Here is a 12,237-nt window from a genome sequence, read left to right on the forward strand (position 1 = left end):
GCTCTGTTAATCCTCGAACTGTTATGAGTTTTACCAGCCCGTTACAGCCGTGTGTCGCTAATACTTCGGCAGTGAGAGAGGATATCGGTAGAGACAACACAGTGACTGGCTTAGTACAGATTGATGACCGACGTCGAAGACCTCGTCGAAGCTGTTGTCGATATTGAGGACATCGTCGAGGAGATCGCTGACCCGGACGACCTGATCGAGGACTTCGTCGCCAATCCGCTGATGATTCTTTTCGCGTTCACCGCAGCTCTAGCCGGTTTGTTCCTTCTCTGTTTGTTTGTCCTCACTCTCATCTTGCTGGTACTGGCATTCGGCCCGGTCGAAGTGCTCGTGCTACTCATGATACTGAGCTTCGTCGTTTTCGCGGGGTCTGTCGGGGCGTTTCTGTATGTCCGAACAGACATCCCGTCCGACGTGTATCACAAGATCAACAACGCCCTAGAGCAGGCCGATGACTCGCCGGAGACGGAGGGGGCGATGACCGAGACAGAAGCGATTGAGGAGCTCAAAAACCAGTACGCCGCGGGAAACCTCGACGACTACGAACTCGAACAGGCGCTTGACGACGCGCTCACGAGCGAGAACCCCGCGGATATCGTCGAGCGGTATACGGAGACCGATCGGGAGATGGAACGCGAGTGAGAGGGATCACATAGACCCACGTCTCGACAGTGAGAGATATTTGATTCACCCGCTCTGCCATATCGTTTTCACCGATCACAACATACCCCTGCCCATGACCTTCGGTCCAACCTGGAACAACCTCCTCGACAACGTTGACGCACTCCCGTCGGATGCAACCCTCGTCACCCCGTTATCGAGCAAAGCCTTCGGCATCGAGGATGTGCAGGAACACCGCGTGCTGATTCAGTACCGCGATGATGACGAGACGATCCCACTCCAGCAAGCCCAATTTGAGACGCTGTACGAGCGCGTGAGCGAGGCCCATGGCGAATTCGACATCGACCGCCTGCCCCCAGACGCCGAACCGTACGCGACCGTTCTGTCACTCCACCCACGCTTCGAGATAGACGACCGAGCGGGAACACTGACCGAAAGCGAGCAGTCCACGGGGTCGCCGCTGGTAGAAGCCCAAAGCGGTAGTGAGGAACCCGACGAGACCGAGCGCGAAGAACCGGATCTCGACGTATATGCAGACGCACTGCTGCTGATTGACGCACTCGAACGCCATGACCTGACGACGCTCGACGCTGTCGACACGCCCGCGCTCGTGAACATCTACACCCTGCTATCGGACGTCCAGCGCAACGCAAACGACCTCCGGAAAGACGTTCGAAGCGTCTTGCTTGACCGACTCCATCACGACCAGCCGGTTTCTGGGCAGTTTGGGTCCGTTCAGCGGACCACACGCCGGAACCGGTCGCTCAAAGACGACGAACTGGTCCTGAATGCGTTCGAATCCGCCGGCATCGACCGGGAACGGCTGACAACAGTTGATTCGAATAAAGTCGACGAGGCGCTCGACGTGACCGAACTGTCCGAGTCCGACGTCTACGACATTGAACCGAGCGAGTACGTTCGCAAAGCTGACGTGGACGAACAGAAGAAAGAAACGCGCCTGCAGGGGCTGAAAGACCAGCTTGAAGCGACTGAAGGCGAGGAAGCAGACGAACTTCGCGAGGAAATCGACGAACTCGAAGATCGGATCGCTGAACTGACTGAATTTCGATCCGGTCGGTCATTTCACGACTCTTCGGCCGGCGGGTAGCGTAATCACTGATTTCAATGACCCTCTTATTACTCGGCTACCGAGTGCAGGAACACAGACTCGCCAGCAGTTGACTAGTCACCGCTGTTGACAGCAACGCCAACAACCGAGTGATACAGCTGTAACGCTTGGCTTCAGTGCCAGATGTTTTTACTTCGAAAGCGCAATAGACACTTATTCTCAATAATGTCCAAGATTTGCGTGGGCAGAAGACTGTCACTCTTCCTTCCAATCACATCCCATGCCAGATGACACACAGAGTCTCGGTCGGTGTCCGAACTGTGACGAGCGTCTGACGGCTGCATGGATTCTGGTTGAATACGAACGCGATGATGGGACAGAGGGCATCTGGGCGGAGTGTCCAACGTGTGAAGATGTCGTTGCGCCAGAGTAGTCCCAGACGGTGAAGCGGCTCGGGGCGTGACCCCGAGGTACTCAACCTGTTCTTCCTGTAGACTGGCTGCCTCTCCCTCTCAATCACACAGCAATCTGTGAGCTGTCTCTGAGAGCGGTCCCTTTCATCCAGAATGAACAAAAGCGACAGTCCCTAGACAGCCGCTCTGCTGAAAGAGCGAGCCGGCCGCAATAGCGTCGACAGTGATCCTGAGTTGTCGGTGAATCTGACACGGACGGCAACCTCGGCCACAGAGCTCGGTTTTCCAGTCCCAGCGGAGCCATTGGAGGGCAAAATTCAGTAGTGTGCAGTTCAGTCTGAGACGGTCCGCTCCCGCAATTTTGTGTGCCTCTGGCCGGTGAGAGGCGTTCCCGAATATGAGCACCGAACAGCAGTCCGTCGACGAACAGTCTCCAACCGATGACACTGACGACCGACCAGACATTCGTGCCCAGCACCGACAAGCGCAGGCCGATGGCGAGGTGTTCCAGGGTCGTCCACGGGGTGAGAGATAGATGTGTTGTCCCGACTGCGACCAGCCCTACGAAGTAGCGGCCTGTGTCGACAAGCGCTATCACATCAATGGAGTGGCTTCCGATCCGATTCCGTGGGGCGAGGGCAGCCAGTATCTCACTCACGAGTTGCAGATTCTCCAGGCCAACGAACCACCCGTCACCGTTGATCCCGAACGGTGGGGGGACCGATCCTGTCCTGCCTGTGGCGTCGAGCAAGGCGGGATACATCATCGGTTGTGCGACTACGAGGAGTGCCCCGCGTGTGGCGAGCAACTGCTGCTGTGTTCCTGCGTCGTCGACATCGAAGTCGTCGCACCACGCAGGCCAAGGCGTCGTCTCAAGCAACTGCTCAGTCGTCTCCTGTAGGTAGGATTCTCCCCTAGTAGAGATCTGTGGTCGGTGTCAGTTGTTGTGACTACACGCATCTTATTCGCGAGAGTGTGCGGTCATTTGGCCAGGGCAAACACTCATAACTGAGAAATTCATTAGAAATTCACATGAGCCGAACATCCATTCCCATAGATACTGATACAAAAGACAGACTCGACGAGGCGAAACGAGAAGATGAAACGTGGGATGAATTCCTCCTCCGAATTGTTGCATCGACCGGTGACGGGATGTCTCCGGGGACACTGTCTGATGAAGAAGCCGAGGAAGCACTGGAGATCGTACGAGAAGGTCGCGAGCGGTAATGTTTCTCGATACCTCCGCGATTATCGCCTACCAGCAGGGAGACGAGCGCGCTGTCGAGTATCTCGATGATGGCCAGCCATGGTACACATCTACAATCTGCGCCTTCGAGTATATCAACGGCCGGCTTGGAAGCGGTGAAACTGACGTACTGGCCGTCAGACAAGAGTTTTCGGATGTGCAGACACTTGACCTGAACGAGCCCATTGCAGTCGAGGCCGCACGCCTGCAAGATGAAATAATGACCGACGGAGGGCGACTGGCAACTGCTGATATGCTTGTTGCGGCTACAGCCCGCTCAACGGGTGACGAACTTGTCGTCGCGGATAGCGACTTCGAGACTGAGGTCCTTCAAACTGTGATGGAGGTCACGAACCTCCGTAAATGAGCGATACGCAGATATACTAAGTGGCTATTTCGGCCACCACAGTAAGTACATAAACCCAGCCATAACGACTGGTAGCAAGACCAGACCCCGTGGTCAGAATTTTGTGTGCGCCGGCGAGGGTGCCGGCGTCGCACTGACTGCAGTGCATAGAGCGCCGGCAGGTCACGGTCTACCAATGCATATGCTCATTTACGCGCTAGTTGAGGCATCGACAGCAGACGAGGCACTCGCCGCTGGCACAGGCATCTTCGACAACCTGGTCGGTGTCGACAGGCACTCAAGCGCAGTGTTCGACTACTACGTCACATTCGACGAGAGTTCCACCGTCGCAGGCCAATCCCGATGGGGCGAGCGTCCGACCGCGGCCCCGGTCGACTCCGAGGCCGGCCAAGAACTGCTTGAGGATGGCTGGGAGACAACGAAGTCAGCGTTTGAGACGAATCTCCAAGCGGTCAAAGACACCCTCAACGAGCTCTCAGACGAGGAGATCATGCGCGACAAAGACCTTTGTCGGTATGCGTTCCAGAGAGTCGGAGCCGCCAAGGGGCCAGATATTGCACTGTACGAGGAACACGGATGCGGGATTCGCGATCGGACACAGCTTGACCGGCTTTTGGATGAGAGTGACAGCCTCTGGATCGTCCCCGCCGACGTCCACTTCTGAGGGAGAGCCGCGGCAGTCAGTTTTTGTCGAACCCGATTTTGTGTGTTCCTGGCGGGTGAGGAATCTAGCCTCGCCGGTCCGCTATTACGGGGGAAGACGACGCGCACGTCGGAGTCGCGCGCGGTTGGAGACAAGAGGGACGCGACTGCACTGGCGCTGGCAGTCGGTCCCTCTCAGCGTGGGGCAGACGGCCGGGCGAAGCGGATGGATGCCTAGTGGATAGCAGCGTGGGGCTGGCAGGCTGGCTGAGAGCGCGTGAGACGAGTGTGTGTCGGCGTGGGACTGACGGCCGGGCAGGAACAGGTGGCTGGCTGGTGTGTCTCTGGCCGCCGGGCAGCCGCCGCTGGGCGGCTCTCTTGTTCTTGCCGGAGCCGGGACGTGAGCTGGGGGTGTCCAGAGAAGGAACAGGTGGAATATGTCCCGTGTGTGACGGACAGCGGGTTCTGGCGCTGCTAGGCCTGGAGTCGAGTCATGTGGCACTCGTGACGGTGTCGAGGGAGGTGGGACTACTGGTAGCGAGACTACTGGCACTACTGGTAGTGGGACTGGTGGGACTGGTGGGACTGGTGTCGGCGGCACTGCTGGCGTCGACGGGACGGCTCACACTGCTTGCGGTACTACCTCGAACAACATCGGGACGACGGACTCGGTGCCGGACCAGCACGTCTTGAAAGCCCCACGCCGCTGGCGGTCGCTCACCGACATATCCTCACTGCGTTCGGATAGGGGTCGCTGACCCGACTACAACAAGCGCCAGCGGCGTGCCCCTTTCAGTCCCACCCGACTGCTACGGCACAGCACAGCAGTAATCGAACGCACGCGTCGAAGTCGCGCGCAATCCGGCTGAGGAACCCTCGCGGCCGGCGCTCCCTCGCCGGAACGAGGACGGGCACTCCGTGCCCTGTGTTCCGGGCTGCTCACTCCGTTGTGCTGCCGGGCTTTCACCCATCCGGCACTCGCTTGGCCGCGCGGGATGCTGGCTCACCGCAACCGCACACGATGGGACCGCCCGCCGGGGTGTCAACCACCTACGGTCCTTATATACTATTCCCCCTCGAAGCGCGAAACACAAGACACCGCTTAGAAACCATTCAAACACCCGAATATTGCACTTAAGACAATCCTAATAGTCCGGTGGCTTTAAGTTGTAGCCACCCATGTGCTTATATACGGAAAGGCACGACGCACGCGGCGCTGGCAGGGCAGTTTCACGCCGCAGAAATCGGGTGCTGAGACACCCGAAAAGTGTCTTTCCGTGGTGACGTGAAAGACAATGTACGCTACCAATTCCAGCGGTAAGAAAGCATCGGCCAGCAACCAACAGGTTCCTCTCTCGACCCACTTTGAAGACGGCCCCGAGCAACTGCTAGAAGCCGTCGCAGAGACCGAGAACGGCGACGAACTCGACTTTCGGATGAATCGAGGGAGCGACAGCCGTGGCAACTACTACGCTCGCCAAGACGACTATCACAGCTACGACTGGACCCGCTCGACCGAGATCGGCCCGAACCGGCGCTTTGGCGAAACGCTGGAACAGCAGGAGGAACGTCACGGGCGCGAAGCCGAACAAGCCCGACACTCCGAGGTCGCACGCGCCCACGTCAACGGTGCCGACCGCGAAGCCTCGGCTCGCCAGCTCACCGACGCCGAAACCGAACGCGCCGATGGGTTCCGCTCCCCGGCTGACCCTCGGCAATGGATGGACCGCAACACGCTGGCGCGCATCAACCAGCAAGCTGCGACGCTTGCAGACAAGACCAGTCTGTCCCGAGCGGCCGCAAGCCGGCGACTCGCGGCCCTCGTGTCTGGCCAGATGGGCGACTGTGACAGCCTGTATGACGCTTCCTTCACCGTGTTCAGGGACGCCCGCGACGAACTACAGGAACCGACGCCTCTCGCGGATCTGTCGCCCTACGGCTACGAGTGTACGGTCGAGGGCGAAGTCACGCACATCATCGAGGACCCCGACGCCCGCAATCAGTACCAAGTCCTCTACATCGAAGACGACGAGGGCACCAGCGCGAAGGTCACGGTCTGGGGCAAGTCGATGCACGGCGGCGAGATGGTGCGCACGCTCCACGAAGGCGACCGGGTGCGAATCTCCGGGGGCAAGCCAGACGAGTACGACGGCATCAAGACGGTGGCGGTTACGAGCGACACGCTCATGTGCATCATCGAGCGCGGCGACGGTCCCGCGCCGACCGGACACGGAAGCAGTATGTTCGGTTCGTCCGGTGAGAGTCAGACGGTGGCCTCGTGGGAGGCTGAGTCTGATACCCATGCATGGGCCAACGAGCGGGACAGTGACCACGCGGTCGCCGTGACGCTGGGCAAGGCCCGCTGTCCTGAGTCTGGGTGTTCGGACCTGTTCGATACCGAGCATGGAGCCGCCACCCATCGCGGGATAGTTCACGGCGACGACTGACGCCCGACGGCTAGGGCGTCCCCCACCGAGTGGGGCCTGTCGGTCGGTCGCTGCGACGGTGCTCGCGCACGCGGCTCGCCGGCGGCCACCGGGACACCGGGCCGCCGCCGAGCGACCGCGCGCACGGACTGGAGCGCCACCGCATCAGCGCGTCAGGGTGGGTCAGTCTGGTGGCGGCTGTGAGAGGGCTGGAGTCCTGGTGTGTGCGTGGACGTGGGCCAGCCGGCCGGGGAGAAACTGAGGCTGGGTGGCTGGTGGGTCGCGACAGCGCGCGACGCCACCGACAGACTCGCGATGCTCGTCTGTCGAGCCCTCGTTCGCTGGTGCTCACGAGGACGACGGAGCGCTGCGCTCGGCGCTATCGCGCGCCTCACGCCGGTCCATCGTGCCTGCAGTGGCGGGCGCGATCCCGGCCTGCCGCCGGGAGGTGGACGGAAACGCACTTCATCTTCTGTTGTCTGCTCGTGCTTCGATCTAGACAGGCCAACAAACCAATAGCGCGACATTTTTGCGACTCGCTCCGGAAAGTGGTGAGTATCATGTCAACCAACAGAGAAGGTGAAAATCCGATAGAACAGCTTACCAGCGGTCAGGATGCCAAGCGAATCCCTCACCCACAGTCAAACGAGTACATCGCTGTCTTTCGGCTTGACGAGGACAGCAACACCGGATACAAGCTCGTGACCGATGATGGCAGCGTCATCCGGACGTCATGGTCTTCCTCGGGGTGCAGTGCATGCAACGAGAACGAAAGCTACAGTCCGAGGAGGGGGACTCCACACGATACAGCACAAGAGAAGCGCAAGCAAGCAAACTGCGAACACGCACAATTCGCAGCAGACGCATTCTCACTTGACGCAGCGGGGTCCTGCGACGACTGTGGCGCGTGGGCGGTCTCTCCAAAGTCGATACCCCATCCAACGGTCTCTGGAGCTACCGCACTAGTTGAGGAGTACTGTGCGGAGTGTGGCGCGCTTCGAGCAACGTGACTTGCTGTGGTCCTCAGTGGTCTACCCAACACAGTCGGCACAGTCTGGGGTGCTGTTGGGTAGCTGTTTTCTGGGCCCGGAATCCCAGATAGACACACCTCGATTTTGTGTGGCCGCAGGCAGGTGGCGGCCAGGTAGGGCCGCCGGGAGGTGATTTCTCAAATGGGAGAAGTTCGATGTCCACGCTGCAAGAAGACGTTCGTCACGGAACTGAATGAGACTCGGTTCCGAGCAGGGTCGTTCTACGATGAAGTTAGAGAGCAGTCCTTTGACCAGCTCTGTGAAGAGTGTCACCGTGAGGTGGTGAAGTAGCGCTGGTCAGGTTACTCCCCATTTTTTTCTGGCACTGGATCTGAAATGTGCCCCCAGTCCATCTTCAAGAGGGCTTCTCGCTCATCTGCCTCTGTGTCTTCCTCGAACAAGACTCCCCGAATCGTCTCCCGATCGCTATGATAGTGGATGACTGCGTCGTATCCATATCGGTTCTCCGATCCGGCTGGATACCAGTGGTTCACACGAATCTCAAACTCGCGATCTTCCCACGTCTCAATCTCGACTGACCGGGGTGCATCGAGTTCTCGGCGGGCGATGTCGATCACTTCGTCGACGACCGGCCCAATCGCTTCAATGCTCGGAATCTGGCGCTGGCTGGATGGCTGTTGCTCTGGGGATAGGTGTTGCTGTGACATGAGAACGGTGCGATTCAGACTTGGCCGTCATCGCTCAAAAAGCTCCGGGTTGGGGCGGTATCTGGCTGGCAGCCAGCGAGGAACAGTCCCATAGCAGTCGTCGTGAATACGGCAATTCTACTCACGGGATTTGTAACAAGCAGTTGGTCAATACAGAGGGTATCTGCACCAGTCCGAACCAGTAAGGGATGTCAACCCCTTCCATGCTAGGCGGCTATCTTTATCTCTCTCAGTTAGCTCAAGACTATGGCTAAGGAGTCTGTTATCGTCGATCTCGAGGATGCTGATCAAGAACCGTTCCCAAAGCCGGGACTGCTTCACCCGAAGCTCACCCAACGACTGGAGTGTACTGAACTTCGTGTGAATGCAATAACTCCTGAACCTGGGCAGGCGACGGCGCCTCATTCCCACGAGCGGCAGGAAGCGGTCTACGTGGCACTCAACGGTGGCTACGTACAAATCGGGGAGTCCATCACTGATGTCGCCCCAGGTGGTGTCGTTCGCATCGCTCCTGACCCACTCCGGAGCATCCGCAACGAAGGCCCTGACACACCGCAAACGTGGCTACTATTCGGATCGCCGCCCGTTGGAATTATTGAGGATTTCGGCGAGTACACTATGCCGGATGAGTAAGCGATCTCAGGGCCGGACGGACATCAAACCATACAATCAGACCCACCCGACAAGCTGTAACATCTTCACTAAACTACCGGTATTGGCTACGAGAGCCCCTATACCGAGGATATCGAGTGCCAGCCCGAGAACCAGCACGAAAAGTCCTCGAGCACCCGTTCTCAACGCGGCACTTTCCGGCTTATCGTTCGCCACTATCAAGTTCCCCGCCGCTGGTGTCATGACTCCGTCTGCACCTCCAGCGTCGGTCTCCGGCGCTGTGCTTGCGTTCCCGACGACGCTTACCGTTTCGCCGACACTGAGTGTTCCTTCTACCAGTTCGATGGGGTCCTTGAACAGGCCGGAGTCTGTGGTCGCCGACGACTCCAAATCAAGTCTTGCTTCGTCCACCTGTTCCAGCAGTTCTTCACCAATGACTGTCTCCGTCTCATGTGCCAGTGAGAGACTCTCTTCCGTGGGGTTGACATATATCTCAACTGTCCCGTCAGAAACGACGAATGGACTGCATTCGATGCCAGCGTCGATAGAAGGGTCCCCAGTCCCCTGCACCTGGTGGTAGATATTGTACTCGTATGCGACGCACTCTTCTCCCCGAATCGGTGATACGAGAGTGTCCTCTGACCGAGGCGGGCGAACAGTTCCGTCGATCCGAACTAACCCATCAGTCGTGACAGACTCACGAAGTGGCACTGAGTCGGTGGTCGATAATCCCCACCAGTCGCTCACGTTTTTGACGCCGCGGATCGTCGCGGTCACCCCCAGCACAGTCGCGATGACCCCACCGGCTACTCCGGGCAGCGCTTCGTAGACACCCAGTATGGGGAGTCCCAACAAGATGATGCCCGCGAGACTGTTGTCTACAAGCACGTCTTGTGCTTCTGTACTCTCGGTATTAGGCCTACTGTTCGTGTACCTGCACTGACCGAGCGCTAATCGTCTCTCCGACGGGATGGCGCTCGGTAGGCGCGCTCTATTTCACACGTTGTTCAGGCAACATACCGCTCTCAGGAATCTCAGCGGTTAGTCCGCACAGCCACTGACCGGCTGTTTCAGCTAGCCAAGTGAGTAAAAAACCGTATGCACAGCAACTGATAGAGTATCAAGTGGATCGCAAGTGTGGGGCTGCCGGCCGGGCTGAAACAAATGGAAGCGCGGTGTGTCGTGACAGCGCGCGACGCCACTGACAGACTCGCGATGCTCGTCTGTCCCGTCCTCGTTCGCTCCCGCTCACTCGGACGACGGGGCGCTGCGCTCGGCGCTGTCGCGCGCCTCACGCCGGTCCAATCGTGCCTGCGGTAGCGGGCGCGATCCCCACTGGAGATCGGACAGTTCCCCGGCTGAATGGCACACTAAATCACGACATAGTATCGCACGAAAGGAATGTCTGCCAGAAGTGTTGTGATTCGAATATAAAGCTCCGGATACAGTGGTGTGTCCGCCAGTTGTTGATCGACGAGTTGAGTTCGGTGCGGCGGCGGCATGGGTCTGCCCCGAGCGTTGGTCTGCCAGCGCTGGCTACGTTCGCGTGGGAGTATGATCGGCGTGGCCTCGACGTCGATGGGCCGGCGACGTGCGTGGCACAGTGGACTCACATGACACTCGGTGGGGCTGGCTGACCGTGTGCAGGTCACGATGTGAGTCCCGGGTTCGGGGGTGTTTCTGTCCGTATCCTAGTAGGTTTCTTCATGGGGTGAGTCTGCCAGTCTTCGCTCTGGTGAGGTTCCGCGATGCGCTGTCTCTTCCTTTGTTCTATATCTTATGTTTTCCTTCTTATGTCTCTCGCGCCTCTGTCGGGATATGCACGACAAGGTAAAGAGTGTAGTTTGTATCTGATTCTGGGCGATTCATACCTATGCAGTCTTGCGATTTTTCGATGATTCGCCTCCATGTTTGAGTGATTCACCGTGATTCAGATTGACGAATTACCGACGCCGTCTTGCGATTTCGAATATAGAATAGTTCGAAGAAAGTAATTTCAACAACTCTAATACGAATAGATTACTACTGGCTCGACAAGACCCGGTTACTAACCTGCAGAGAAGCACCACCACGTCGCAGAAATGGGAAATGTGTAGAACTTCTTATAGTTAGAGAACGGGCAAATTGGGATAGGTCACATGAACTCAGATGGCCTGCGTCGCTCTCCGCTTGCCTCAGCTTCGTCCCGCTGTTCACTCTTATCAGTGTCACCCTCCGTGTCCGATTCATCAGGTGATTCACTCTCTTCCTTCTCAGTAGAGTCCGTCTCGTCACTGCTGGGATCTGGGACCGTACCAGAGGAGTGATCGCCATCCTCATCGGGTAGTTGTTGGTCCTGATCCGCGCCACCAGATTTACCCTCTTTATCTGATATATCTGACTGGTCCGTGTCCGGAGAGGTGACGGCAGTGTTTGCTGTTGTCTGGTCGAGTAGGTCACTCGAATCGTCGTCGCCCAACCCATCCGTCGCGTCGACGGTTGGCTCAACCCCGGGGTCACGATCCGGGCCACTATCTATAGACTCACCACCGCCGGTCTCACCAGTTGACTCACGGAATATATCGTCGAGTTGCGCACGAGTGAACGAGCACCAGCTGTCACTCTCGATGTCGGTGTCATCCTCAGTGGGCTCTGGCTCCGAACTGCCCGGCGACTCCGCGCCCTGTGCCGGGAGGCTGTCGCGAACATCTGCCAGTTCGTAGGACTGTCCGTGGACCCACGTCGTCCGAGAGACAGCAACGCACTCACCGGGCTGGAAGTCTCGAAGCAGCCCAGACGTGACCGGTGTTTTGTCCTTTTCTTTGTACGTGTCCCGAGCCTGCGTTCGTGGATTCTCACCGCGCCCCTGATGGCTCATCGACACCATCTCGGAGCGGTCGTACTGCCGACTCTCGCCGAGTTCGTCGAGGATGAAGTCCGTCGACTCGCTGTCACCCGGCCCGAAGTACACGCCTTGCGGGCAGTTGCCGACAATCCCAGAGATCGTACTGTACGTGTCCTTGAGTTGGCCGATTGTCTGGACGCCGAACAGTGCCCGTGCTTTGTGCTTCCGGCCCCGAGCCGTGAGGTTCGTGACTTGGGTCAGTGCCGGCAGCGCGTCGATCTCGTCGAGGATGTGAACCGTTGGGTTCGA

At 58.4% G+C, this 12,237-nt stretch carries 15 protein-coding genes; 12 read left to right on the plus strand and 3 right to left on the minus strand.

Annotation, left to right across the window (positions count from 1 at the left end):
- Positions 1 to 123 precede the first annotated feature (123 nt).
- The 10 genes from C437_RS05415 (at position 124) to C437_RS20110 (ending at position 7,803) form a co-directional block, all read left to right on the plus strand.
- Positions 124 to 651: a hypothetical protein gene (locus tag C437_RS05415; RefSeq protein ID WP_004515891.1), complete on the plus strand. Its 528-nt coding sequence runs from the start codon at positions 124 to 126 to the stop codon at positions 649 to 651.
- Between the two features lie 94 nt (positions 652 to 745).
- A complete protein-coding gene (locus tag C437_RS05420; protein WP_004515892.1) occupies positions 746 to 1,738 on the plus strand; it encodes a hypothetical protein in 993 nt (330 codons plus the stop codon).
- Positions 1,739 to 1,979: 241 nt separating this feature from the next.
- A complete protein-coding gene (locus C437_RS20480) occupies positions 1,980 to 2,132 on the plus strand; it encodes a DUF7837 family putative zinc-binding protein (protein ID WP_004515893.1) in 153 nt (50 codons plus the stop codon).
- Between the two features lie 377 nt (positions 2,133 to 2,509).
- Positions 2,510 to 2,647, plus strand: a complete 138-nt coding sequence (locus C437_RS20485) for a hypothetical protein (RefSeq protein ID WP_004515894.1) — start codon at positions 2,510 to 2,512, stop codon at positions 2,645 to 2,647.
- On the plus strand, positions 2,648 to 3,013 hold the full coding sequence (locus C437_RS05425; RefSeq protein WP_004515895.1) for a hypothetical protein: 366 nt from the start codon (positions 2,648 to 2,650) through the stop codon (positions 3,011 to 3,013).
- Positions 3,014 to 3,144: 131 nt separating this feature from the next.
- Positions 3,145 to 3,339 carry a DUF7557 family protein gene (locus C437_RS05430; RefSeq protein WP_004515896.1) on the plus strand — a complete coding sequence of 65 codons (195 nt, stop codon included), beginning with the start codon at positions 3,145 to 3,147 and terminating at the stop codon, positions 3,337 to 3,339.
- A complete protein-coding gene (locus tag C437_RS05435; RefSeq protein ID WP_004515897.1) occupies positions 3,339 to 3,725 on the plus strand; it encodes a PIN domain-containing protein in 387 nt (128 codons plus the stop codon). The genes C437_RS05430 and C437_RS05435 overlap by 1 nt, the downstream gene beginning before the upstream one ends.
- 175 nt (positions 3,726 to 3,900) lie before the next feature.
- Positions 3,901 to 4,389: a hypothetical protein gene (locus C437_RS05440; RefSeq protein WP_004515898.1), complete on the plus strand. Its 489-nt coding sequence runs from the start codon at positions 3,901 to 3,903 to the stop codon at positions 4,387 to 4,389.
- A 1,273-nt stretch (positions 4,390 to 5,662) separates the two neighbouring features.
- A complete protein-coding gene (locus tag C437_RS05445) occupies positions 5,663 to 6,814 on the plus strand; it encodes an SOSS complex subunit B family protein (RefSeq protein WP_004515899.1) in 1,152 nt (383 codons plus the stop codon).
- Positions 6,815 to 7,353: 539 nt separating this feature from the next.
- Positions 7,354 to 7,803 carry a hypothetical protein gene (locus C437_RS20110; RefSeq protein WP_139175344.1) on the plus strand — a complete coding sequence of 150 codons (450 nt, stop codon included), beginning with the start codon at positions 7,354 to 7,356 and terminating at the stop codon, positions 7,801 to 7,803.
- Between the two features lie 323 nt (positions 7,804 to 8,126).
- Here the strand turns inward: C437_RS20110 and C437_RS05450 are convergent, their stop codons facing one another.
- Positions 8,127 to 8,492, minus strand: coding sequence for a hypothetical protein (locus tag C437_RS05450; RefSeq protein ID WP_004515900.1), 366 nt, complete (start codon positions 8,490 to 8,492; stop codon positions 8,127 to 8,129).
- A gap of 246 nt (positions 8,493 to 8,738) precedes the next feature.
- Between C437_RS05450 and C437_RS05455 the strand changes: the two genes are divergently transcribed.
- Positions 8,739 to 9,125, plus strand: a complete 387-nt coding sequence (locus C437_RS05455) for a cupin domain-containing protein (protein ID WP_004515901.1) — start codon at positions 8,739 to 8,741, stop codon at positions 9,123 to 9,125.
- A 36-nt stretch (positions 9,126 to 9,161) separates the two neighbouring features.
- On the opposite strand, the gene C437_RS05460 is transcribed toward C437_RS05455, so the two are convergent.
- Entirely contained in the window at positions 9,162 to 9,992 is an 831-nt protein-coding gene (locus C437_RS05460) for a hypothetical protein (protein ID WP_004515902.1), read from the minus strand.
- Between the two features lie 276 nt (positions 9,993 to 10,268).
- Here C437_RS05460 and C437_RS20340 point away from each other — a divergent pair, with 276 nt between their 5' ends.
- Positions 10,269 to 10,424, plus strand: a complete 156-nt coding sequence (locus tag C437_RS20340) for a hypothetical protein (protein ID WP_160163013.1) — start codon at positions 10,269 to 10,271, stop codon at positions 10,422 to 10,424.
- 814 nt (positions 10,425 to 11,238) lie between these two features.
- Here C437_RS20340 and C437_RS05470 read toward each other — a convergent pair.
- Positions 11,239 to 12,237 (minus strand): TraM recognition domain-containing protein (locus tag C437_RS05470; RefSeq protein ID WP_004515903.1); only part of this gene is annotated, 999 nt, incomplete at its 5' end.

Source organism: Haloarcula vallismortis ATCC 29715 (genome assembly GCF_000337775.1).
Lineage (GTDB): Archaea > Halobacteriota > Halobacteria > Halobacteriales > Haloarculaceae > Haloarcula > Haloarcula vallismortis.